General features: G+C 58.8%; 16 protein-coding genes. 8 read left to right on the forward strand and 8 right to left on the reverse strand.

Annotated elements, in window-relative coordinates; genetic code table 11:
* Nucleotides 1-103 precede the first annotated feature (103 nt).
* Complete coding sequence (pbpG, locus tag ACSQ83_RS25855; protein ID WP_414948170.1) at nucleotides 104-1306, reverse strand: D-alanyl-D-alanine endopeptidase; 1203 nt, start codon at nucleotides 1304-1306, stop codon at nucleotides 104-106.
* A gap of 455 nt (nucleotides 1307-1761) precedes the next feature.
* Entirely contained in the window at nucleotides 1762-2721 is a 960-nt protein-coding gene (locus ACSQ83_RS25860) for a histone deacetylase family protein (protein ID WP_436230080.1), read from the reverse strand.
* A gap of 318 nt (nucleotides 2722-3039) precedes the next feature.
* On the opposite strand from ACSQ83_RS25860, the gene ACSQ83_RS25865 reads away from it, so the two are divergent.
* A complete protein-coding gene (locus tag ACSQ83_RS25865) occupies nucleotides 3040-3612 on the forward strand; it encodes a phasin family protein (protein WP_414948168.1) in 573 nt (190 codons plus the stop codon).
* Between the two features lie 230 nt (nucleotides 3613-3842).
* On the opposite strand, the gene lpdA is transcribed toward ACSQ83_RS25865, so the two are convergent.
* The 3 genes from lpdA to aceE form a co-directional block, all read right to left on the reverse strand.
* Nucleotides 3843-5936: a dihydrolipoyl dehydrogenase gene (gene lpdA / locus ACSQ83_RS25870; RefSeq protein ID WP_436230081.1), complete on the reverse strand. Its 2094-nt coding sequence runs from the start codon at nucleotides 5934-5936 to the stop codon at nucleotides 3843-3845.
* A 221-nt stretch (nucleotides 5937-6157) separates the two neighbouring features.
* Nucleotides 6158-7804, reverse strand: coding sequence for a dihydrolipoyllysine-residue acetyltransferase (gene aceF / locus ACSQ83_RS25875; RefSeq protein ID WP_436230082.1), 1647 nt, complete (start codon nucleotides 7802-7804; stop codon nucleotides 6158-6160).
* Nucleotides 7805-7891: 87 nt separating this feature from the next.
* Entirely contained in the window at nucleotides 7892-10591 is a 2700-nt protein-coding gene (gene aceE / locus ACSQ83_RS25880) for a pyruvate dehydrogenase (acetyl-transferring), homodimeric type (RefSeq protein WP_414948166.1), read from the reverse strand.
* A gap of 307 nt (nucleotides 10592-10898) precedes the next feature.
* Between aceE and fixL the strand changes: the two genes are divergently transcribed.
* The 4 genes from fixL (at nucleotide 10899) to ACSQ83_RS25900 (ending at nucleotide 17557) form a co-directional block, all read left to right on the forward strand.
* Nucleotides 10899-13427: an oxygen sensor histidine kinase FixL gene (gene fixL / locus ACSQ83_RS25885; protein WP_414948165.1), complete on the forward strand. Its 2529-nt coding sequence runs from the start codon at nucleotides 10899-10901 to the stop codon at nucleotides 13425-13427.
* Entirely contained in the window at nucleotides 13424-14068 is a 645-nt protein-coding gene (gene fixJ, locus ACSQ83_RS25890; protein ID WP_414948164.1) for an oxygen response regulator transcription factor FixJ, read from the forward strand. The genes fixL and fixJ overlap by 4 nt, the downstream gene beginning before the upstream one ends.
* A gap of 297 nt (nucleotides 14069-14365) precedes the next feature.
* Nucleotides 14366-15229, forward strand: coding sequence for a bifunctional methylenetetrahydrofolate dehydrogenase/methenyltetrahydrofolate cyclohydrolase FolD (gene folD, locus ACSQ83_RS25895; RefSeq protein WP_436230083.1), 864 nt, complete (start codon nucleotides 14366-14368; stop codon nucleotides 15227-15229).
* 186 nt (nucleotides 15230-15415) lie between these two features.
* Nucleotides 15416-17557: a M3 family metallopeptidase gene (locus ACSQ83_RS25900; protein ID WP_436230084.1), complete on the forward strand. Its 2142-nt coding sequence runs from the start codon at nucleotides 15416-15418 to the stop codon at nucleotides 17555-17557.
* 106 nt (nucleotides 17558-17663) lie between these two features.
* Here the strand turns inward: ACSQ83_RS25900 and ACSQ83_RS25905 are convergent, their stop codons facing one another.
* A complete protein-coding gene (locus ACSQ83_RS25905) occupies nucleotides 17664-18938 on the reverse strand; it encodes an amidohydrolase family protein (RefSeq protein ID WP_436230085.1) in 1275 nt (424 codons plus the stop codon).
* 305 nt (nucleotides 18939-19243) lie between these two features.
* On the opposite strand from ACSQ83_RS25905, the gene ACSQ83_RS25910 reads away from it, so the two are divergent.
* The 3 genes from ACSQ83_RS25910 (at nucleotide 19244) to xth (ending at nucleotide 20778) form a co-directional block, all read left to right on the forward strand.
* Complete coding sequence (locus tag ACSQ83_RS25910; RefSeq protein ID WP_436230086.1) at nucleotides 19244-19552, forward strand: type II toxin-antitoxin system RelE/ParE family toxin; 309 nt, start codon at nucleotides 19244-19246, stop codon at nucleotides 19550-19552.
* Entirely contained in the window at nucleotides 19549-19842 is a 294-nt protein-coding gene (locus ACSQ83_RS25915; RefSeq protein ID WP_414948160.1) for an addiction module antidote protein, read from the forward strand. The genes ACSQ83_RS25910 and ACSQ83_RS25915 overlap by 4 nt, the downstream gene beginning before the upstream one ends.
* A 159-nt stretch (nucleotides 19843-20001) precedes the next feature.
* Nucleotides 20002-20778, forward strand: a complete 777-nt coding sequence (xth, locus tag ACSQ83_RS25920) for an exodeoxyribonuclease III (protein WP_436230087.1) — start codon at nucleotides 20002-20004, stop codon at nucleotides 20776-20778.
* A gap of 143 nt (nucleotides 20779-20921) precedes the next feature.
* Here the strand turns inward: xth and ntrC are convergent, their stop codons facing one another.
* Together ntrC and glnL are read right to left on the reverse strand one after the other, a co-directional pair.
* Nucleotides 20922-22427 carry a nitrogen regulation protein NR(I) gene (gene ntrC, locus ACSQ83_RS25925; protein ID WP_414948158.1) on the reverse strand — a complete coding sequence of 502 codons (1506 nt, stop codon included), beginning with the start codon at nucleotides 22425-22427 and terminating at the stop codon, nucleotides 20922-20924.
* A 145-nt stretch (nucleotides 22428-22572) separates the two neighbouring features.
* Nucleotides 22573-23718 carry a nitrogen regulation protein NR(II) gene (glnL, locus tag ACSQ83_RS25930; protein ID WP_414948157.1) on the reverse strand — a complete coding sequence of 382 codons (1146 nt, stop codon included), beginning with the start codon at nucleotides 23716-23718 and terminating at the stop codon, nucleotides 22573-22575.
* Nucleotides 23719-23843: the final 125 nt, after the last annotated feature.

A 23843-nucleotide genomic window follows, 5' to 3' on the forward strand; every position in this document is an offset into this window, starting at 1 on the left:
TCCTAAGGATTCGCAGCGCTCGTAAGGCGATAAAAAAACCGGCCTTATCGTTCGATAAGGCCGGTTTTTTATTGTTGAGACTGAAACACGATACTCAACTGCTTCAGGTACCGCCGCCGCCCGCATCAGCGCTAGTAATATGCGGCTCGCCCGCACCAGCAGTTTCGCTCTCAAGAAAACCGCGCAAACGGCCGGCATCGGCGAAACGCGAATACTTGCCTGACGAATCGAGCAGCACCATCACGACCGGACGGCCATGAATGGTCGTCTGCATCACCATGCATTCGCCTGCTTCGTTAATGAAACCGGTCTTCTGCAAGCCAATATCCCAGCTCGGATTACGAATCAGCGCATTCGTGCTGTTGTAGGCAATATTGCGCTTGCCGGTAAACACGTCGTAGCTGCGATCCGTCGAGAACCGGCGAATCAGCGGATATTGATACGCCGCGTTCACCATTTTCACGAGATCGCGGGCGCTCGATACATTCTGACTCGTCAACCCGGTCGAGTTTTCGAAGTGCGTGTCGGTCATGCCAAGCATCTTCGCTTTGGCGTTCATTGCAGCGATAAACCCAGGACGCCCATTCGGGTAATAACGCGACAACGCCGCAGCCGCGCGATTTTCCGATGCCATCAGCGCGATATGCAGCATGTCTTCGCGGTTGAGTTCGGAGCCGACCGAAAGACGCGAACCCGTGAATTTCTCGTAATCACGATCTTCGTCGGTGACCGTGATGTCTTCGGTCAATGGCGCTTTCGAGTCGAGCACGACCATGGCCGTCATCAGCTTCGTGATTGAAGCGATAGGCACCACGGCGCGCGAGTTTTTATCGAAGAGGGTTTCTGCTGTGTTCTGGTCCACCACGTACGCAACGCTCGAGCGCAACGCGAGGCTGTCTGGCGTCTCATGCAGTCCGAACGCCTGGCCGACGGTCGGCGGCCGGGGCTGGAACGCCACTGATCGTACAGCGGCACGGCGGCCGCGCGCGTCCATCCGGTAACTCACACGATGCCGGCGCGTGGCGCGCGGCGTCTCGTCGTCCTGAACCGCGGCGACTTGAGCGACCTTCGCGCCCTTGGCGGCGCGTGCGGCAACTTTCGATGACTTGACGGATTTAGCTTGCGGCGCAGCAACTGCGCCCTTGGCCAGCTTCTTGGTGGATTTTGAGGTTGTCGTCTTGGCAAAAGCGTCGACCGGTGCGGCCGCGAAAGACGTCGCGAGCGCCACCGACACGGCAACCGACAGCGCAGTGCGGACTGCAACGCCGTGGATCACCCTGAGCGACGAAAACATTTCGGTTTTCATTAGTGTTCTGTTCTGGACCGGCGGGAGAGTGTCGCCAGTGTAGTAAAGCTTCGAAAAATTAGCAATATTAAGCACTTAACCGCGCTACTTAAACCGGTTTGTAAGACGCGATTTATTGGAGCGAACAAATTCTGAGTTCCGATCGTAAAAAATCATCGCCCATGGTGCAATCGTTTTAACTGCCACACTTCGTTGCCAAACTTAGCTATCAGCCTCTTATCGGCAATAGTCGGTAAAACTTGAGGAAGAATTTTTGATCCCGCCCTCAAGGCAAAAATTTCACTAATGGTGTGGACGGCGACAGAAAAACGAAGCTTTTCGGCAAGCCATGCCGAATCTCAACCGGCATTTCGACTGGTATCGACAGTTTTTGTTCAACAAATTTTGACGAAAACAGGCGATCTCGAATGTTAACGTTGAGTTAACACATTTGGTTTACTGCGTTTCAAACCGTTTCAAATGAAATTTTCCGAACGCAGTGTACCGAGTGCTTTCGAATCGCGCCGAACACCGAATGCGACGGCGGCAAGCTGAATGGTCTGGAGATGAATGTCGACGGTGACGTGAATATTGTGGCCGTAGCCGCCCGCCATGGTTATAGCCACAGGTAAATTTCGGGCGGCAGCGGCGCTGAACACGAGGGAATCGCGCCGCGCGAGGCCATCGACGCTCAGCGCAAGGCGCCCCAGGCGGTCATCGACGTGCGGATCGGCGCCCGCCAGATAAATGAGCATGGCAGGTTCAAAACGCTCGAACATCGTCGACAAAGCCTGCGTCAGCGCTTCTATATAGGCGTTGTCACCGCAGCCGTCGGGCAGCGCGACATCGAGATCGCCCATCTCCTTGCTGAACGGGTAATTCGACGTGCCATGCAGCGACAGCGTGAAAACACTCGGATCGTCCTGGAAGATGGCGGCGGTTCCGTTGCCCTGATGCACGTCGAGGTCGATGATCGCAATGTGCGGCTTAGGCTCATCGCGCTGCAGGGCCTCGGCCTGCAGCGCCCGCGCGGCGACCGCCGCGTCGTTGAACACACAGAACCCCGCGCCGTGCGACGCATATGAATGATGCGTGCCTCCCGCCAGGTTTGCCGCGAAACCATCCAGACGAGCGGCATGACACACGGCGATGGTCGCCCCGACAGAGCGCCGCGCACGTTCCACCATTTCCGGCGACCACGGAAAGCCGATCTCCCGCTGCTCGCGGGCATCCAGCGCGCCAGCCACCACCCGCTCGATGTAATCGACCGCATGAACGCGCGCCAACTCGGAATCGGCTGCGATAGGTGCTTCGTTCAACACGACATCGGGCAGTTCGGCCTGAACACGCTCGCGCAAAAGGTAATATTTCTGCATGGGAAACCGATGCCCGGGCGGCAGCGGCAACACGAATTGATCGCTATAAAAGGCTTTCATTCGAAACGAAATTCCACTTTTCCAGAATCGTGATCCGCGCAACGACAGCGTTTGCGACTTACGCCCCAAGCTGGTGCAACGTATCTCGAAATGTAGTTCCACTACAAAGAAGCGTGCTCGTAAGCCATTGTTTAATAAGCATTCATCCGATGTTGCGTCGCACAAAAAGATGCTTGACATCTTTAGGAATATGCCTAGAATAGGCTCCATGTTGCGACGCACCAATAGCTGATCGCCTCATACGGTTTCCGGATTTCCGGTCTCCGCCAAAACCCACGACCCGCACTGATGATGGGTCGACTCTTTCAGGAGCGTGACATGACCCTTTTGACCCCGGAACAAATCGCCGCTGCAAACAAAGCTCAATTCGACACCCTCTTCGGCCTGACGAACAAGGCATTTGAAGGTCTGGAAAAGCTGCTTGAACTGAATCTGCAAGTTGTGAAGTCGACGCTGGCTGAAAGCCAGGAAAACGCGCAACGCGTGTTGTCGGTGAAGGATGCGCAAGAACTGCTCGCACTGCAAGCCAGCCTGGCTCAGCCGGTCGCGGAAAAGGCGCTGTCGTATGGCCGTCACCTTTATGAAATCGCATCGTCGACGCAAGCTGAATTTGCCCGTGTTGCTGAAGAGCAATACGAAGACCAGAACCGCAAGGTGCAAACACTCGTAGACAACGTCGCGAAGAATGCCCCGGCAGGTTCGGAAACGGCTGTCGCCGTGATGAAGTCGGCCATCACCGCCGCCAACACCACGTACGAAACGATCCACAAGGCTAGCAAGCAAGCTGTCGAGATCGCAGAAAGCAACTTCAACGCAGCCGCTACGGCCGCCACGAAGGCTGCTTCGCAAGCTACGGCTCAAGCTTCGCGCGCTACCAAGAAAGCGGTCTAAGCGAATTCATTCGCACGCGGTGGCGCCGGGAAATACGGTGGTGCCGCGAGACAAGCAAGCTGCATAAGAAACCGTTCCAACGAAAGTTGGGACGGTTTTTTTGTACTTTCTTTTCGTGCTTTTTCACCGTCCGGCTGCCAAATCTAACGAGTCCAACGCGCAAGCCCGCAAAAAACAAAGCGGCGCGTTCCTGACAGAACGCGCCGCTTTTTCAACCAACCAACCGCTCTTTACTTCTTGCGCTGCGGCGGCAAGTCCGTACATACGCCTTCGTACAACTCAGCGGCCATGCCGATCGATTCGCCGAGCGTCGGGTGCGGATGAATCGTCTTGCCGATATCCTCCGCGTCCGCGCCCATCTCGATCGCCAGACATACTTCGCTGATCAGGTCGCCCGCATTCAATCCGACGATCCCGCCGCCGATGATCCGGTGCGTTTCTTCATCGAAAATGAGCTTGGTGAAACCTTCGTCGCGGCCGTTTGCAATCGCCCGGCCCGATGCAGCCCACGGGAACGAGGCCTTGCCGTACTTGATGCCTTCGGCCTTGCACTGGTCTTCAGTCTTGCCGGCCCACGCCACTTCCGGATCGGTGTAAGCGACCGACGGGATCTGCAACGCGTCGAAGTAGGACTTTTCGCCATGCGCCGCTTCTGCCGCAACGTGGCCTTCGTGCACGGCCTTGTGTGCGAGCATCGGCTGGCCGACCAGATCGCCGATGGCAAAAATATGCTCGACGTTCGTACGCAACTGCTTGTCGACGTTGATGAACCCGCGATCCGTCACCGCCACGCCAGCCTTGTCCGCGCCGATCTTGCCACCATTCGGGCTGCGGCCGACAGCCACGAGCACGAGGTCATAACGCTGCGCTTCGGCCGGCGCTTTTTCGCCTTCGAAGCTCACGTAAATGCCGTCGTCCTTCGCTTCCGCCTTGGTCGTTTTCGTCTTGAGCATGACGTTCGCGAACCGCTTGGCGTTGAACTTCTCCCACACCTTCACGAGGTCGCGATCGGCCCCAGCCATCAGGACATCGAGCATTTCGACCACATCGATTTCCGCGCCCAACGACGCATACACCGTTGCCATTTCCAGGCCGATAATGCCCCCGCCGATCACGAGCATGCGCTTCGGGATCTGGCGGAGTTCGAGCGCGCCGGTTGAGTCGACGACGCGCGGATCTTCCGGCATGAACGGCAACTTCACGGCTTGCGAACCTGCCGCGATGATCGAGTTCCTGAACTGCACGACCTTCTTGCCGTCCTTGCCTTCGATCTCCATGTGATTCGGGCCGACGAACTTGCCGACACCCGTCACCACCTGGACCTTGCGCGCCTTCGCCATGCCGGCCAGCCCGCCGGTCAGCTTCTTGACGACGCCCGACTTGAAGTCGCGGAGCTTGTCGAGATCGATCGTTGGTTCACCGAACGAGATGCCGTGGTGCGCAAGTTCCTTCGCGGCGTCAGTGATCGATGCAGCGTGAAGCAAGGCTTTCGACGGAATACAGCCCACGTTCAGGCACACGCCGCCAAGCGTTTCATACCGTTCGACGATAACCGTCTTCATGCCGAGATCCGCTGCGCGGAACGCGGCCGAATAACCGCCGGGACCGGCGCCGAGCACGAGCATGTCGCATTCGATATCGGCGGAACCGGAGAACGAGGCAGGCTTCGGTGCCGGTGCGGCAGTGGCTTTTTCGGCTGGTTGCGGCGCGGCGGCCTTCGGCTTTTCCTCGACCTGGCTGACACCGCCGCCCTGGCCTTCGAGCGTGAGGATGATCGAGCCTTCGGATACGTTATCGCCGATCTTGACCTTGACTTCCTTGACCGTGCCCGCTGCAGGAGACGGCACGTCCATGGTCGCTTTATCGGATTCGAGCGTGACGAGCGATTGCTCCTTCTCGACTGTATCGCCGGCCTTCACGTGAATTTCGATCACCGGGATGTCGGTAAAATCGCCGATGTCCGGCACCTTCACGTCCTGCGATCCACCGCCCGCGGGTTTTTGTTCAGCGGGCTTGGCAGGCGCAGTTGCTTCTTTTGCCGCAGCGGGCTTTTCAGCGGGCGCAGCCGGCTTTTCGCTGCCGGCGTCGGCCGTTTCCACCAATGCGATCACGGTGCCTTGCGAGACTTTGTCGCCGGCTGCGATCTTGACTTCCTTGACCGTACCCACGAGATCGCTGGGCACTTCGATGGAAGCTTTATCCGATTCGAGGGTGAGGACGCCTTGTTCTTTTTCGATGGCGTCGCCGGCTTTGATATTGACTTCGACGACATCGACGTCTTTGAAATCGCCGATATCGGGTACTTTAAGTTCGGTGAGACTCATGGTGTCCCCTAAGAAGGAAGCGGGCAGAACCAAAAAGCAAGAACGCAACGCGTAGCCCTTGGTTCTGCCGTCGGCAGACTTGCCTTTCTTTGCTTACTTTCTTTGGCAATTCAAAGAAAGCAAGTGCCGCCCCGCACAGGGGCGACTCGCAAGATGCAGTGCAAAGCAAGTTCAACGAGGAAACAGGCAAGCCACAAAAAGCGGCCCGCCAAGCAAAACCCTCAAAGACTCACGCGACGAAAATCCGCCAGCACAGCAGAAAGGTAGGCATTGAACCGCGCGGCCTCGGCGCCATCGATAACCCGATGATCGTACGACAGCGATAGCGGCAGAATCAGGCGAGGTACAAACGCCTTGCCGTCCCATACCGGCTTCATCGCGCCGCGCGATAACCCCAAAATGGCCACTTCAGGCGCATTGATGATCGGCGTGAAATGCGTCCCGCCAATGCCACCCAGCGACGAAATCGAGAAACAGCCGCCTTGCATCTGATCGGGCTTGAGCTTGCCTTCGCGCGCCGCCTTCGACAGATCGGCCATCTCCTTGGCGACATCGACGAGGCCCTTCTTGTCCGCATCACGAATCACCGGAACCATCAAACCGTTCGGGGTGTCGGCGGCAAAACCGATGTTGTAATACTGCTTGAAGACGAGGTTATCGCCGTCAAGGCTCGCATTGAACGTCGGGAATTTCTTCAACGCGGCAACGACCGCCTTGATCACGAACGCGAGCATGGTGAACTTCACGCCGGCCTTTTCGTTTTCCTTGTTCAGCGTCACACGCAGCGCTTCGAGGTCGGTGATATCGGCTTCGTCGTTGTTCGTGACGTGCGGAATCATCACCCAGTTGCGATGCAAATTCGCACCCGAAATCTTCTTGATGCGCGACAGCGGCTTCGGATCGACAGGACCGAACTTCGTGAAGTCGACCTTCGGCCACGGCAGCAGATTCAACTCGCCGCCACCAGCCGGCGCTGCGGCAGCTGCCGCCGGCGCTTTACCCTGGCCGCTCATCACGCCCTTCACGAACGCGGTCACGTCAGCTTGGGTGATGCGGTTCTTGGGACCCGAACCCTTGACTGACGCGACATCCACGCCGAGTTCGCGCGCGAATTTGCGCACGGACGGCGATGCATGGCTCGACGTCCGCGAACCTCCGTCGCCTGCCGGAATAGCCGGGGCGAGCGCGAGTGCGGATGGCGCTTCTGCCTCTCTCCGAGCCGGCGCGGACTTCGCCGGTGCATCCGAAGGTGCTTCTGCCTTCGGTGCTTCCTGCTTCGGTGCGGCAGCAGCCGCTGCGGGAGCCGCTCCTTCACCGCCTTCCAGCACAAGAATCAATGTGCCTTCCGAGACGTTGTCGCCGACCTTGACTTTCAGTTCCTTGACCGTGCCCGCTGCGGGCGACGGCACGTCCATGGTGGCTTTATCGGATTCGAGCGTAACGAGCGATTGCTCCTTCTCGACCTTGTCGCCGACCTTCACGTTCACTTCGATGACCGGAATGTCCTTGAAGTCGCCGATATCCGGCACCTTCACTTCAACCGATCCGCCGCCCGACGATGCAGCCGGAGCCTTTTCCTGCGCAGGTGTTTCAGCGGCCTTCGGTGCAGCGGCAGCGCCGCCCGACTCAGCCGCTTCCAGCACGACGATCAACGCACCTTCCGACACATTGTCGCCAACCTTGACCTTCACTTCCTTCACGACGCCGGCCGCCGAACTTGGCACGTCCATGGTCGCTTTATCGGATTCGAGCGTGACGAGCGATTGCTCCTTCTCGACGGTGTCCCCAACTTTTACCAGCACTTCGATCACCGGAATGTCCGTGTAATCGCCGATATCCGGTACTTTGACTTCGATCGCTTGACTCATTGTTTATTGTCTCCTGGGTCGCGACGCGAAAATCGCCCTGCTGACAAGCAAGGCGACTTCGCGCAACAACACTCGGGGGCCGATGCGTTAAACCGTCATCGGGTTGGGTTTAGCAGGGTCGAGCGCGTACTTCTTGATCGCGTCGGCGACAATCTTGCGGTCGATCGTGCCTTCGTCGGCCAGCGCATTGAGCGCCGCGACGGTGACCCAGTAGCGGTCGACTTCGAAGAAATGACGCAGCTTTTCGCGCGTGTCCGAACGGCCGTAACCGTCGGTGCCGAGCACGACAAACTTGTTCGGCACGTAACCGCGAATCTGATCGACGAGTGCACGCACATAATCCGTCGATGCAATCACCGGGCCTTTCGCGTCCTTCAGTAACTTCGTCACGTGCGAGACCTGACGCTCTTCAGCCGGATGCAGCAGGTTCCAGCGCTCCACTTGCGCACCTTCGCGCGCCAGTTCCGTAAAGCTCGGGACGCTCCAGAGATCGGCGGCGACGTTCCAGTCGTTCTTCAGCAGGTCAGCAGCGGCGATCACTTCGTTGAAGATCGTGCCCGCGCCCATCAATTGAACGCGCGGCGTTTTTGCGTCGGCATCCGATTTGCGGAACGAGTACATGCCCTTGATGATGTCGGTCGCTACGCCTTCACCTTGCGGAATCGCCGGGTGCTCGTAGTTCTCGTTCATCACCGTGACGTAGTAGTACACGTCTTCCTGATCCGCCACCATGCGACGCAAACCGTCCTGCATGATGACCGCGAGTTCGTAACCGAAGGTCGGGTCATAGCTCACGCAATTCGGCACCGACGCCGCCCACATCAGCGAATGGCCGTCTTCGTGCTGCAAGCCTTCGCCGTTGAGCGTGGTACGTCCAGCCGTGCCGCCCAGCAAGAAACCGCGCGAACGCATGTCGCCCGCTGCCCACGCCAGGTCGCCAATACGCTGGAAGCCGAACATGGAATAGAAGATGTAGAACGGAATCATGATCTCGCCGTGCGTCGAATACGACGTAGCGGCCGCGATCCAGTCACACATCCCGCCGGCTTCGTTGATCCCTTCCTGCAGGATCTGGCCGGTTTCCGATTCACGATAGAACATCAGCTGGTCGGAATCTTCCGGCACGTACTTCTGGCCGTCCTGATTCCAGATACCGATCTGGCGGAACAAACCTTCCATACCGAACGTACGCGATTCATCCGGCACGATCGGCACGATGCGTTTGCCGAGCGCCTTGTCCTTCAGCAGGATGTTGAGAATCCGCACGAACGCCATGGTCGTGGAGATCTCGCGGCCCGGACCCGTGCCCTTCAGCACCGGCTCGAATGCCGACAGATCCGGCACCGGCAGCGACTCGGCCTTCTGACGACGCGCCGGCAGATAACCACCGAGTTCCTGGCGGCGAGCACGCATGTACTCGAGTTCCTTCGATCCTTCTTCGAACTCCAGATACGGCACGTCGGCGATCTTGTCGTCGGGGATCGGCAGCTTGAACTGATCGCGGAATTTCATCAGCTGATCAGTGTGAAGCTTCTTCTGCTGGTGCGTGATGTTCATCGCCTGACCGGCTTCGCCCATGCCATAACCCTTGATGGTCTTGGCGAGGATGACGGTCGGCTGACCCTTCGTCTTCGATGCTTCCGAATACGCTGCGTAGATCTTGTGCGGATCATGGCCGCCGCGATTCAGGTTCCAGATGTCTTCGTCGGACCATTCCGCCACCATCGCCTTGAGTTCCGGCGTGTTGAAGAAATGCTCGCGCACATAGGCGCCCGACTCAGACTTGTAGGTCTGATATTCGCCGTCGACCACTTCCATCATGCGGCGCATCAGTGCACCGGTTTTATCGCGGGCGAAGAGAGAGTCCCAGCGGCTGCCCCACACCACCTTGATCACGTTCCAGCCGGCGCCGCGAAATTCGCTTTCCAGTTCCTGGATGATCTTGCCGTTGCCGCGCACCGGGCCGTCGAGACGCTGCAAGTTGCAGTTGATCACGAAGACGAGGTTGTCGAGCCGCTCACGGCCGGCCATGCCGATCGCGCCGAGCGATTCCGGTTCGTCCGTTTCGCCGTCGCCGAGGAATGCCCAGACCTTGCGGCTGCCCGCCTTGATGATGCCGCGCGCGTCCATGTACTTCATGAAGCGCGCCTGATAGATCGCCATGATCGGGCCGAGGCCCATGGATACGGTCGGGAACTGCCAGAAATCCGGCATCAGCCACGGATGCGGATACGACGAAATACCTTCGCCGCCCACTTCCTGGCGGAAGTTATCGAGCTGGCTGGCTTTCAGCCGGCCGAGCAAAAACGCGCGCGAGTACACACCCGGCGACGAATGGCCCTGTACGAACACGAGATCGCCGCCATGCTCGGGCGACGGTGCGTGCCAGAAATGGTTGAAACCAACGTCATACAGCGTGGCCGCCGACGCAAACGACGCAATGTGCCCGCCCACGTTCGTTTCCTTGCCGGCGCGCAGCACCATGGCAATGGCGTTCCAGCGCGTGTACGAGCGGATCTTGTGTTCGATGTCCTGGTCGCCGGGAATCTTCGCCTGAGCTGCAACCGGAATGGTGTTGATGTACGGCGTGTTCGCGGAAAACGGCAGATGTTCGCCATGAACGCGCGCGAATTCGATCTGCTTTTCGATCAGGTAATGGGCACGATCCGGGCCTACTGCCGAAATCACGCCGTCGAGGGCTTCCAGCCACTCGCCTGTTTCCTGGGGATCTTCGTCGTCCTTGGCGTTGGCGACATATTTCATTACTTCGTCGGGTACAGCTGACATGCTCGTCTCCTGATTTGAGGAACGCTCTGTGAACAGACGACGCGAGCCTTTAAGCCATCCGCAAGACATAGTTGCGGAAAACAATGAGGGACAAGCGCGCGTGCGGCAATTCTAAAGAGCCTCCGAACTGTAGTGCAAGCAATATTTCGAATCATGAGACTCAATCTCATAATGCGGAAAAATGCTGCAACGCACCGTGGGACAAGGACTTTTTGATGGTCTCGTTGGTGTCCTTGCGATCAATTGCGGGCCTTTTCAAGACTTTTTACGCCATTTAACAGTGTGGCGCTGCGTTACAATTGCGCGCATGTTGACCGAACGGCTTTTCGCACGCTCGGCGCGATCGCGGGGCAAACCCAACGACTCGGCGCCGACCCGCTGGCACCACGGACCGTGGTGGTCGAACTCGTACTTGCTGACCCCACTGATCTCGATCCTGGTGTTCCTCGTCGTGATGAGCCTGATCTTGTGGAGTCTCAACCGGCGCGAACAGCAACAACAGGAAGACACGCTCTACCGTAACGTGGCTTGGGCGCAGCAGCAAATCAGGCTTTCCATGACTGGCGCGCAGGAGCAGATCCAGGCACTGGCTCGCGACATCGCGAGTGGCCACGGAGACCCGGCGTCGTTCCAGAGTTCCACGGGCGACATCATGCAGGGGCATCCCGAGATCCTCTACATGAACTGGTACACGGCGCAACATAAGCCGCGCTGGCCCAATACGCCGCTGCCTATCCTCGGTTCACGGCTTGCCAAGCCCACCGACGCGCAGATGGACGACGCCGTTCAGTCAGCCTTCGATGAAGCCCGCACCAGCCGCCGTCAGGTTTACTCCCCGCTTCTATACGACGATTTAGGCAACGGCTACATCACGTTGCAGACGCCGGTTTATCGCGACCGCGATTTCCTCGGGTCCATTGCGGCGGTGTTCTCCATCGAAGGGATTCTGAAGCACGACATCCCCAGCGAACTCTCCGCGAAGTACAAGATTTCGATCACCGACCTGAACAATCGCGAGCTCGCGACCACTTCCAGCCGGCCGCGTCTGCCGCGCGACATGTTCTACGACCTGCCGCTCGATCCGCCGGGCCAAGGGGTGTCGGTACGCGTTTATTCGTATCCGCAACTCACGAACTTCACCAACAACACGCTTGTCTGGCTCGTCGCCGGTTTGTCATGTTTTGTGTTGTGGAGTTTGTGGAGCCTGTGGAAACACACGCGGCAACGCTTTGAGGCGCAACAAGCGCTCTACGCCGAGGCGTTCTTCCGCCGCGCGATGGAAAACTCCGTGCTGATCGGCATGCGCGTGCTCGACATGCACGGCCGGATCACGCACGTGAATCCCGCGTTTTGCCGGATGACCGGCTGGGACGAAAGCGATCTCGTGTCCAAAGTGGCGCCCTTTCCGTACTGGCCGAAAGACGCGTATCCGGAAATGCAGCGGCAACTGGACATGACCTTGCGCGGCAAGGCGCCCTCGTCCGGCTTCGAATTGCGCGTGCGCCGCAAGGACGGTTCGTTCTTCCACGCGCGGCTTTATGTGTCGCCGCTGATTGATAGTTCGGGCCGCCAGACCGGCTGGATGTCGTCCATGACCGACATCACCGAGCCGCGCCGCGCCCGCGAAGATCTCGCCGCCGCGCACGAACGCTTTACCACCGTGCTCGAAAGTCTCGACGCGGCCGTATCCGTGCTCGCTGCCGACGAAGCCGAACTGCTGTTTGCAAACCGCTATTACCGGCACTTGTTCGGGATTCGCCCGGACGGTCATCTCGAACTGGCTGGTGCGGGATTCGATACCGCGCAGACGTCGTCGGACTCCATCGATATGGTCGATACCTACGCCGGCCTGCCCGCTACCGCGTTGACCGAAAGCACATCGGATGCGCAAGAAGTGTATGTGGAGAGCATCCAGAAGTGGTTCGAAGTTCGCCGCCAATACATTCAGTGGGTGGACGGTCACCTCGCACAGATGCAGATCGCCACCGACATCACCACGCGCAAGCAGGCGCAGGAACTCGCCGATCAGCAGGAAGAAAAGCTGCAGTTCACCAGCCGTTTGATGACGATGGGCGAAATGGCCTCGTCGCTGGCGCACGAGCTGAACCAGCCTTTGGCCGCAATCAACAACTATTGTTCGGGGTGCGTCGCGCTGGTCAAATCGGGCCGCATGACGCAGGAAGCGTTATTGCCGGTGCTTGAAAAAACGGCGCAGCAAGCGGTGCGCGCTGGCATGATCATCAAGCGCATCCGCGAATTCGTGAAACGCAGCGAACCGAAACGGCAGCCTACTCGCGTGGCGGATATCGTTGCGGACGCCGTTGGCCTGGCGGAAATCGAAGCGCGTAAACGCAAGATTCGCATTCTCACCGAGATCCGCTCGCGCATGCCCGTGATCCATGTGGATCCGGTTCTGATCGAGCAAGTGCTCGTGAACTTGCTGAAAAACGCCGCGGAAGCCATGCACGATGCCAAGCCGAACGCCGTCGATCCCGTGATCCGCGTGGTCGTGCAGCGCGTGGACGGCGGGTTTGTCTGCGTGAGCGTGGTGGACCAGGGGCCGGGTGTGGACGAAGCCACGGCGGAACGCCTGTTTGAACCCTTCTACAGCACCAAGTCCGATGGCATGGGCATGGGCTTGAACATTTGCCGATCGATCATTGAATCGCATCGTGGACGTCTTTGGGTGGTGAACAATATCGATGCCTCGGGCAACGTTACGGGCGCCACATTCCATTGCAGTTTGCCAATCGGAGAAGCCGATGGTCCAGGCAGTAGCGGATCGGAAGCTCTCAGTCATCAACCCACACAACAAACTGTTACGGGAGAGCTATGAGCACAGTCACCACTCAGGAAACCGTCTTTGTCGTCGACGACGATGAAGCCGTGCGTGATTCTTTGCGCTGGCTGCTTGAAGCCAATGGCTACCGCGTCTCGTGCTTTGCGAGCGCTGAAGCGTACCTCGATGCGTACCTCCCGATCGCCCATTCAGGCGCGATCTCGTGCCTGATCCTGGACGTTCGGATGTCGGGCATGAGCGGTCTCGAGTTGCAGGAACGGCTGATCGCGGAAAATTCGCTGCTGCCGATCATCTTCGTGACGGGTCACGGCGACGTGCCCATGGCCGTCTCGACCATGAAGAAGGGCGCGATGGATTTCATCGAAAAGCCATTCGATGAAGCCGAGTTGCGCAAGCTGGTTGAACGCATGCTGAACAAGGCGCGTACCGAGAGTTCCAGCGTGCAGCAGCAGCGTGCTGCGGCTGAGCGGCTGGGCAAGCTGACGGCGCGTGAGCATCAGGTTCTGGAGCGCATTATCGCGGGCCGCCTGAACAAGCAGATCGCCGACGATCTTGGTATCAGTATCAAGACGGTTGAAGCGCACCGCGCGAATATCATGGAGAAGCTTTCCGTGAACACGGTTGCGGATTTGCTCAGGCTGGCACTGTCCAACAAGCCGCAGGCGCAAGCTCAGTAAGATCTCATCGTTTTTTCTCTGCGCCGGGGGCATAGTTTGTCCCTCGGCCGTACGTGTTTTCGTTTCGGCCGTACGAGCGCGGAGTCATGGCTCATCCGCAACGCTTCTTTGCCGCTCGGCCGCAAGCTGAACCGGTTATTCCTCCAAGTACCTCCCCCGCTCGTCCGCGCCAGCAAAAATCCCCGTCCGGTATAATTAAAAACCGACCGCAACGCCGCGCCACGCTGGCGCAACAGGCCTCCTGCGACCCTGCGCCCTCAAGAAAATCAGCGGATTTCTCCTCCGCCCAGACCTCCTATGACTGCCCAAATCATCGACGGCAATGCCCTCTCCAAGACCCTTCGCGCCGATGTCGCCACGCGTGCCGCCGCCCTGACCGCACGTGGCCAGCAACCCGGCCTGGCAGTCATTCTCGTGGGCGAAAATCCGGCCAGCGAGGTTTACGTCCGCAATAAGGTAAAAGCCTGTCAGGACAACGGTTTGCATTCGGTATTCGATCGTTTCCCGTCCACGCTGACCGAAAGCGAATTGCTGACGCGGCTCGACGACCTGAACAACGACCCGAACGTACACGGCATCCTGGTGCAACTTCCGTTACCGAAACATATCGATAGCCACAAGGTGATCGAAGCCATTGCTCCCGCCAAGGACGTCGATGGTTTCAACGTCGAAAACGCCGGTGCGCTGATGACCGGAAAACCGCTGTTCCGCCCGTGCACGCCCTACGGCGTCATGAAGATGTTCGAAGCGCATAAGATCCCGCTGGAAGGCGCGAATGCTGTCGTGATCGGGCGCTCGAACATCGTCGGCAAGCCAATGGCCATGCTGCTGCTCGAAGCCGGCGCCACCGTCACCATCACGCACAGCAAAACGCGCGATCTGGCCGCGCTGACGCGCAACGCGGATGTAGTCGTCGCGGCAACCGGCCGGCGCAATATCCTGACCGCCAACATGGTCAAACCCGGTGCAACCGTGATCGACGTCGGCATGAATCGCGACGAGAACGGCAAACTCTGTGGCGATGTGGATTTCGCGGGCGTGAAAGAAGTGGCCGGTTTCATCACACCCGTGCCGGGCGGCGTCGGGCCGATGACCATTACCATGCTGCTGGTGAATACCATCGAAGCGGCTGAACGCGCGATGCAGCAAGATCGGGATTAAAACCGTCGGGCGAACACGCCGATCGGGTAAATCACCGCCTTAGCCAGAATCGATTTGAGAATCGGCAAAGGCGTCCCCACAATAGAGAAAGCGCATTCGTTGAAATCGCGCGCTGCGTCAGACGCTATGTCGGGCGCGGCGTTACATTCATCGTCGCATCCACTTTTATCCGAGACCGGGAGAGTCATGTCCAGTTCGACACCATCGAATACCGCGAATCCAGCGAATCAGGCTCAGACCCAAGCCACAGGCAACCCCCTGCTCGACTTCTCCGACTTGCCCCGTTTCAACGACATCAAGCCGGAACACGTCACGCCCGCGCTCGACGTCCTGCTCGCCGATGCAAAAGCCGCCGTCGATCACGCCAGCGCACCCGAAACGCCGGCTACGTGGCGAGACATTGTGGAAAGCGTGGAACGCGCGAGCGAGCGGCTGTCGCGTGCGTGGGGCGTGATCGGCCACCTGAATGCCGTCGCCGACACCCCCGAATTGCGCGCCGCGCACGCCGAAAATTTGCCGCGCGTGACGGAGTTCTCCGCGAGCGTCGGGCAGAATCTGGCGCTCTATGAGAAATACAAGGCGATTGCTGCGGGTGAAGAGCACGCGTCGCTGTCCGTCGAGCAGAAGAAAATGCTCAGCAACGAGTTGCGCGGTTTCCGTCTGTCGGGCGCCGAGTTGCCCGAAGATAAAAAACCCCGTTTTGCGCGCGTTCAGGAAGAACAGGCGGCGTTATCGAAGGCATTCTCCGATCACGTCCTCGATGCCACCAACGCGTTTTCGTACGTCGTCACCAAGGAAAGCGAACTTGCGGGGTTGCCGGAAGACGTAATCGAAGCGGCACGCGAATCCGCGCAGAAAGAAGGCGTTGAGGGCTGGAAGTTCACGCTGCATTTCCCTTCGTATTTCCCGGTCATGCAGTACGCGGAGCATCGGCCGCTGCGTGAAGCGATGTATCGCGCGTATGTGACGCGCGCGTCCGAACTGGGCGCGAACTACGGCAACGGCAAGGCCGAATGGGACAACACGGCGAACGTCGTCGAACAGTTGAAACTGCGTGCCGAAGAAGCGCATGCGCTCGGGTATCAGAACTTTGCTGAAGTATCGCTTGCGCCGAAGATGGCCGAATCGCCGGCGCAAGTGGTCGCGTTCCTCGAGGACCTCGCCCTGCGCGCGCGCCCGCACGCGGAAAAAGACTGGATGGAATTGCGTGCGTTCGCCGCGACTGAGCTTGGCATGCCGGAATTGCAGCCGTGGGATTCGACGTTCGCCGCCGAACGCCTGCGCCAGCAGCGATATTCGTTCTCGGAAAACGAAGTGAAGCAGTATTTCCCGCAAGAGGCCGTGCTGAAGGGTTTGTTCAAGGTCACGGAGACGCTGTTTGGCGTGAGCATCCGTCGCGATGAAGCAGCGGTCTGGAATCCGGAAGTACGTTTTTTCCGCGTCGAAAACAAGGACGGTTCGCTTGTCGCGCAGTTCTATCTGGACCTGTACGCGCGCGAAGGCAAACGCGGCGGCGCCTGGATGGACGACGCTCGTTCACGCCACAAACGCCGTGAAGGCGGTGTACAGACGCCCGTCGCGTATCTGACGTGCAACTTTTCTGCACCCGTTGGCGGCAAGCCCGCGTGCTTTACGCACGACGAAGTCATCACGCTGTTCCATGAGTTCGGCCACGGCCTGCATCACATGTTGACGCGCGTCGATGAACTCGGAGTGTCGGGAATTAACGGCGTGGAGTGGGATGCCGTTGAACTGCCGTCGCAGTTCATGGAGAACTTCTGCTGGGAGTGGGACGTACTCACCGACATGTCCGGGCACGTGGACACGGGCGCCACGCTGCCGCGCGAACTCTTCGACAAGATGCTGGCCGCGAAGAACTTTCAGAGCGGTCTGGGCACGTTGCGCCAGATCGTGCTTTCCATGTTCGATATCCAGCTTCACAGCGACTACGATCCGGCCGGCGCGACTAACGTCAACGACTTTGCTCGTGAAATCAACGAGCGCTTCCACGTTGTGCCGCAAGCGCCCTTCTCCCGTTGGACCAATACCTTCACGCATATTTTCGCGGGTGGGTATGCCGCCGGGTATTACAGCTACAAATGGGCGGAAGTGTTGTCGGCGGATGCGTACGCGGCATTCGAAGAGGCCGCGAAGCTTACCGGTGGATCGGTGCTCGATGCGACAACGGGCATTCGGTATCGTCGGGAAATTCTCGAGGTGGGCGGCAGCCGGCCAGCGATGGACTCGTTCAAGGCATTCCGCGGACGGGAACCGAATATCGATGCGCTGCTGCGGCATAACGGCATGTCGCCAGAGACTGCACATTGAGGTCAGGATGGCGGCGACGCTGTTTGCATGATTGAAGAAGACCGTTCCAGCGCGAGTTGGAACGGTTTTTTTATGCGGCTATCTTGCGGTCTTATCAGGCCGCTCTTTACCGATCCAGCCGAAAATTCACTTCCTCCGGCCGCCCTTGCAGGCTGAGTTTCGCCCGCATGGCAGGCGCGCGGCTAACTACCTTGCCTCGACGAAGCACAGCCGTACGCGCTGCACGCAATCGAATGGCTTCCACAGGATCACGGGCATCCAGCAGCACGCAATCCGCATTGTTGCCCACGGCAATTCCGTACCCTTCGATACCCAGGATCTTCGCCGGCGTTGTCGTGACCGCCTCGAACGCGGCGCGCATTGCGTCAATGCCCGTCATTTGCGCGACGTGCAATCCCATGTGCGCCACTTCCAGCATGTCGCCGGAGCCTAGGCTATACCACGGGTCCATCACGCAGTCGTGGCCGAACGCAACGTCCACGCCTGCAGCGATTAACTCCGGCACGCGCGTCATGCCTCGACGTTTTGGGTAGGTATCGGCGCGACCTTGAAGCGTGATGTTGATCAGCGGATTCGCGACCGCGGCCACGCCGGAATCGCGAATCAACGGGATCAGCTTGCTCACGTAGTAGTTGTCCATTGAATGCATCGACGTGAGATGCGAACCCGTGACGCGTCCCTGTAAACCCAAGCGATGCGTCTCCGCCGCCAACGTTTCTATATGACGCGACATCGGGTCATCTGACTCGTCGCAATGCATATCCACGCGCAGCCCCTTCTCCGCCGCGAACTCGCAAAGGATACGCACGGACTCGGCGCCATCGGACATCGTGCGTTCGAAGTGCGGAATTCCGCCGACAACATCCACGCCCATCGAGATAGCACGCTTAAGGTTCTCAAAAGCGCCCTTGCTGCGCAAAACACCGTCCTGCGGGAACGCAACGAGTTGCAAGTCCAGATACGGCTTCACGCGCCGCTTCACTTCCAGCAACGCTTCGACGGCAAGCAGACGCGGATCGCACACATCCACGTGCGAGCGGATCGCGAGCAGGCCACGCGCGACGGCCCAGTCGCAATACTGCATCGCCCGATCGATCAGTGCTTCCTGCGTCAGCTCGGGCTTCAGTTCACCCCATAACGCGATTCCCTCCAGCAGCGTGCCCGACGCGTTCACGCGCGGCAATCCGTAGGACAGCGTGGCATCCATGTGGAAATGCGCATCGACGAACGGCGCGGTGACAAGACAGCCCGCTGCATCAATTTCCTCCGGAGCGCTCGCCGCGAGCTGCGGCTCAATGGCAGCAAAACGGTCTCCTTCAATTCCGATGTCCACCAGATCGCGGGAATGCGCAAGCGCTGCGCGTCGAATGATCAGGTCCATGGGGTTGTCCTCTTTCCAAGTGTTTCGATGATTGTAGCGGGACAGAAAGCACGATTTTCGGTGTGCTGGCGACGTTAGCCATTTGGTCGACTGCACCAAGCTTCGCCGATCGATCACAGTTGACACTCCATTCGACCGAAGGACTGCGTGTATTGCACCGTTCGAGTCTCTCCGATGCTGAGTTGCGCGTGACCCAGTTCGAGTCAGATCAAATCAACCCGCTCCATTGATGTCTTGAGTTTTCGTATCCAATAGGATACAGTTCATCAAGGCATCCCATTTAACGCTCTTTGGGATCCACACGCATGACGAACACAATCAATCAAACGCACGACTTTTCGGTCTGGCTGTTGGGCGTGACTGATGTGTTGGCAAGAGCCGCCATCCTGGTTCGGATCAAACGCGCCGCGTTGGGAAATTTCGGCGATTGTCATGACGTCGGCGGCAGTGTGTGGGAAATGCGAATACACACCGGCGCGGGCTATCGTGTCTATTACGTGCGTGACGGCTTGACGGTTTATCTACTGTTGGCCGGAGGAAGCAAGCAAGGGCAGGCATTGGATATCGCCCGAGCGAAGGCCATGTGGCAACGAATCAGACAGGAACGGAAATGAACCCGACTCACATTTCAGCTTTCGACGCATCCGACTATCTCGATAGCGAAGAGGCCATCGCGGCCTATCTGAACGAGGCGCTCGCCACGGGCGACCCCGACATTCTCCTGGCGGCTTTTGCCGATATCGTGAAAGCGCGCGGCATGTCCAAAGTTGCCTCCGAAGCCGGCGTGCAACGCGAGAGCCTGTACAAGTCGCTGGCTGAAGGCGCGAAGCCCCGATTTGAAACCATCCAAAAAGTTGCCGCTGCGTTGGGAGTGAAACTGGTCGCCGTACCTGTGCATCAATGACGCCCTTCGCGTTGCGGGCTCATGATCTGCGGCTCAGGTAAGCTTCGCCCAAGCCTTAATTAATCGGGCCTCGGCTTATAGCGCTGAAAGGCCAACAACCGGCTACAGATCCACGCCTATGGCTCATCACTGACGAGAGTCAATCTCTGCACTAATCAAATGAAAATTGCCACTTGGAACGTCAACTCTCTCAAGGTCCGCCAACAGCATGTCATCGACTGGCTGGCAACGAGCGGCGTCGACGTGCTGTGCTTGCAGGAACTCAAGCTCACCGACGACAAATTCCCCGTCGCTGAACTCGCGGCCGTTGGCTACAAAAGCTGGTTCGCCGGGCAGAAGACCTATAACGGCGTCGGCATTCTCGTACGTGACAGCCTGGCGGTCGACGAAACCACGATCGTTCGCAACATTCCGGCATTCGAGGATCCGCAGCAACGCGTGATTGCCGTGACCGTCGGAGGCGTGCGAATCATCTCGGCCTATTTCCCCAACGGCCAGGCGCCGGGAACCGAAAAGTTCGCCTACAAGATGCGATGGCTGGAAGCACTTCGGGACTGGATCGAAGGCGAGATGAAGACGTATCCGCAACTCGCGCTTCTAGGCGACTACAACATTGCACCGGAAGATCGCGACGTCCACGACCCGAAAGCGTGGGAAGGCCAGAACCTCGTCTCGCCTGACGAGCGCGCGCATTTCGTGCAGTTGATCGAACTCGGTCTCACTGACACCTTCCGTATGTTCGAGCAGCCTGAGAAGCTTTACACGTGGTGGGATTATCGGATGCTCGGGTTCCGGCGTAACGCGGGACTGCGCATCGATCACATTCTGGTCACGGCGGAACTCGCCGCGCGGTGCACAGCGTGCGAAGTGGACAAAGTGCCGAGAAAGTGGGAACAGCCGTCGGATCACGCGCCAGTGATCGCAACGATTAACTGAGGAGTCGGGAACGGCGAGTGATCGCGGAAACTATGCCAAGCGCGTAGGCGACTGCGTTATGCCTTGCCTGCAACTTGGGGCTTGAGGCTGCTGTCTGGAAGAACCGTTGCGAGGGCGTCGTCAGACGCCCTCCGCTACTCACCTCAAGCGTCCAGATGCAGCTCCTGAATCTTGCGCGTGATCGTATTGCGCCCGATCCCCAGCCGCTCGGCCGCTTCCACCTTCCGGCCCCGCGTGAAGTCCAGCGCCTCGCGAATCACGGCAGCTTCAAAGCGGCGCGCGAGTTCGTCCATGACATCGGCGGTATTCTCGCGCAGTAATCGTGCGACTTCGGTCCGCAAGCCATTTTCCCAAACGCTCGCGGGAACGCCCGCAGGCGGCGTACCAAGCGAAGCCGGCAAACCGCCGACACCACCCGAAAGCGCCGAATTCGACCCGCCGCCGTTTTCCGCCGCAGACGCCGTCAACGCAGTGCTTTCGCCAGCGTATTCCTGAGTTGGTGTGAGATCCGGCGGCAAATCCTTTTGCTCAATCGTTTGCGCCGGCGCCATCACAGTCAGCCAGTTACACAGGTTTTCGAGTTGCCGCACGTTGCCGGGAAACGGCAGCGATGCCAAAAACCCAAGCGCATCTTCCGATACACGCTTCGGCTCCACGCCTAGATCACGTGCGCTTTTCTGCAGGAAATGTCGCGTGAGTAGCGGAATGTCTTCACTGCGCTCGCGCAACGCGGGTAAGCGCAAGCGAATCACGTTAAGCCGGTGATACAAGTCCTCTCGAAACAGCCCTTGCCGCACGCGCGATTCAAGGTTCTGATGCGTCGCCGCGATCACGCGAACATTCGCTTTCAACGGGTTGTGGCCGCCTACGCGATAAAACTGCCCATCGGATAACACGCGTAACAGACGCGTCTGCAGATCGAACGGCATGTCGCCGATTTCATCGAGAAACAAGGTTCCGTTTTCAGCTTGCTCGAAGCGCCCCTGCCGCATTGCCTGCGCACCCGTGAACGCGCCGCGCTCGTGACCGAACAGCTCGGACTCAAGCAGATCCTTTGGGATCGCGGCGGTGTTCAATGCTATGAACGGGCCGTTCGCGCGCGGGCTATGTCGGTGCAGCGCGCGCGCAACAAGCTCCTTTCCGGTGCCTGATTCGCCCGTGATGAGCACAGTGGCGGCGGAATGTGACAGACGGCCAATTGCGCGAAACATGTCCTGCATCGCTGGCGCCTGCCCGAGCATTTCAGGTGTTTCGGTGACGCTATTGTCGTAGGCCGCTTCACCGCGCATGCTTTCATCGACGGCGCGGCGGATCAGTTCAACCGCCTTGTCGACGTCGAACGGCTTCGCCAGATACTCAAACGCGCCGCCTTGGAACGCAGCCACGGCGCTGTCGAGATCGGAGAACGCCGTCATGATGATGACCGGCAAACCGGGCAACTTGTCGCGCACGGTTTGCAGCAATTCGAGTCCGGAACCGCCTGGCATGCGGATGTCGGACACAAGTACTTGCGGACTCTCCTGTTCGAGCGCAGTCAGCGCGTCCCGGACGCCGGAAAAACTGCGCGTAGCGAAGTTCTCTCTTGCGAGCGCTTTTTCAAGCACCCAGCGGATGGATTGGTCGTCGTCTACTATCCAGATCGGCTTCATATAGTTCGGCGAGATGTCTTCGTGTGGTTCGGTTTAAGCCCGTCGAAACGGTCAGGCGCTCTAGCGCTTTTCAAAATGTCGATGAACCCTCGTAATCGATCCTTAACTCCATGCTTCGGTGCGTCGATCGTTCATCGGTGTCCGGTCAGCCTTCGAACGGCAACAAGATGGTGAACTCGGTGCAACCGGGCTTGCTTTCCACTTCGATCAACCCATCGTGCTGCTGCACGAAAGTCTGAGCGAGCGTAAGACCCAGTCCACTTCCATCTTCCCGCCCGGACACGAGCGGATAAAAAATCCGGTCGCGTATCTCTTCCGGGATGCCGGGACCGTTGTCAGTGATATGCAAGTCCAGTGCCAGTTTGTGCAGGCGCTTGCCGATTGTCACTTTGCGCGCAATGCGCGTACGTAGTTCGATACGCGCATCGCCTTGTGAAATGCGTTCGCGCAACGCTTCCGCCGCATTACGCACGATGTTTAGCAATGCCTGGATGAGCTGCTCTTTGTCGCCTCGCAAGTCGGGCACGCTCACGTCGTAATCGCGATCAAGCGTAAGGCCACGCGGAAACTCCGCGAGAATCACAGCGCGCACGCGTTCGCATACTTCGTGAATGTTCACGTCACCAACAATATGCGGATGCCGATGCGGCTCAAGCAATCGGTCCACCAGTGTTTGCAGCCGATCCGATTCCTTGATGATCACCTGCGTGTACTCGCGCAACTCGTCGCGTTCACGCGCGCCTAACTCAAACTCGAGTAGTTGCGCTGCGCCTCGAATGCCGCCAAGCGGATTTTTGATCTCATGCGCGAGGTTGCGAATCAGTTGCTTGTTGACCGCGGTGAGATCATGAATACGCTCTTCGCGGTCGGTCTTCAAATGCCGCTCGTTCTCGAATAGCTCGAGCAGCACGTAATTCGGTGCAACTTCCAGATACGCGACTATCGCGTGAACATGCAGCGGCTCGCGGCCGGGACGTTCGAGCACGGCGTCAAGATGCGTTGCGTTGAAACGATGATCGGCAATCGACGCAATGGTCGTCACCAGTTCGTCTGCATTGGCGAACAGTTCGGGCCATGAGGTTTGAGCCAGTTGCTTGCGCGAGCGCTCGAGCATGGCTTCGGCCGACGGATTCGCGAATGCGATCTTGAGGCTCGACTTGTCGAGCACAAGTACGACCGTGGGCAGTGCTTCCATGCCCGGCAGCAAATGCGTAGCGACGAGCGTGGCGTCGTCGGACAACGAATTGTCGGGAGGACTCTTTCTCGCCTTGATGAGATTCTTGAGAACCATCGTGCAGTGAGACCCCGTCTTGAAACTTGTCAGGAGAAGTGCCGGCGATTAAAAAAAGGGACGGCACGCCGTCCCTTTTTGATCATCCGATACTCCTGCTTCGCGTCACGCAACGCACTTCTCCG

The sequence above is a fragment of the Caballeronia sp. LjRoot29 genome, assembly GCF_964252755.1.
Lineage (GTDB): Bacteria > Pseudomonadota > Gammaproteobacteria > Burkholderiales > Burkholderiaceae > Caballeronia.

What these genes read in the sequence shown, in the direction of transcription:
- pbpG (WP_414948170.1), bottom strand. Translation starts at nt 1,306, where the DNA reads ATGAAAACCGAAATGTTTTCGTCGCTCAGGGTGATCCACGGCGTTGCA.
- ACSQ83_RS25860 (WP_436230080.1), bottom strand. Translation starts at nt 2,721, where the DNA reads ATGAAAGCCTTTTATAGCGATCAATTCGTGTTGCCGCTGCCGCCCGGG.
- ACSQ83_RS25865 (WP_414948168.1), top strand. Translation starts at nt 3,040, where the DNA reads ATGACCCTTTTGACCCCGGAACAAATCGCCGCTGCAAACAAAGCTCAA.
- lpdA (WP_436230081.1), bottom strand. Translation starts at nt 5,936, where the DNA reads ATGAGTCTCACCGAACTTAAAGTACCCGATATCGGCGATTTCAAAGAC.
- aceF (WP_436230082.1), bottom strand. Translation starts at nt 7,804, where the DNA reads ATGAGTCAAGCGATCGAAGTCAAAGTACCGGATATCGGCGATTACACG.
- aceE (WP_414948166.1), bottom strand. Translation starts at nt 10,591, where the DNA reads ATGTCAGCTGTACCCGACGAAGTAATGAAATATGTCGCCAACGCCAAG.
- fixL (WP_414948165.1), top strand. Translation starts at nt 10,899, where the DNA reads ATGTTGACCGAACGGCTTTTCGCACGCTCGGCGCGATCGCGGGGCAAA.
- fixJ (WP_414948164.1), top strand. Translation starts at nt 13,424, where the DNA reads ATGAGCACAGTCACCACTCAGGAAACCGTCTTTGTCGTCGACGACGAT.
- folD (WP_436230083.1), top strand. Translation starts at nt 14,366, where the DNA reads ATGACTGCCCAAATCATCGACGGCAATGCCCTCTCCAAGACCCTTCGC.
- ACSQ83_RS25900 (WP_436230084.1), top strand. Translation starts at nt 15,416, where the DNA reads ATGTCCAGTTCGACACCATCGAATACCGCGAATCCAGCGAATCAGGCT.
- ACSQ83_RS25905 (WP_436230085.1), bottom strand. Translation starts at nt 18,938, where the DNA reads ATGGACCTGATCATTCGACGCGCAGCGCTTGCGCATTCCCGCGATCTG.
- ACSQ83_RS25910 (WP_436230086.1), top strand. Translation starts at nt 19,244, where the DNA reads ATGACGAACACAATCAATCAAACGCACGACTTTTCGGTCTGGCTGTTG.
- ACSQ83_RS25915 (WP_414948160.1), top strand. Translation starts at nt 19,549, where the DNA reads ATGAACCCGACTCACATTTCAGCTTTCGACGCATCCGACTATCTCGAT.
- xth (WP_436230087.1), top strand. Translation starts at nt 20,002, where the DNA reads ATGAAAATTGCCACTTGGAACGTCAACTCTCTCAAGGTCCGCCAACAG.
- ntrC (WP_414948158.1), bottom strand. Translation starts at nt 22,427, where the DNA reads ATGAAGCCGATCTGGATAGTAGACGACGACCAATCCATCCGCTGGGTG.
- glnL (WP_414948157.1), bottom strand. Translation starts at nt 23,718, where the DNA reads ATGGTTCTCAAGAATCTCATCAAGGCGAGAAAGAGTCCTCCCGACAAT.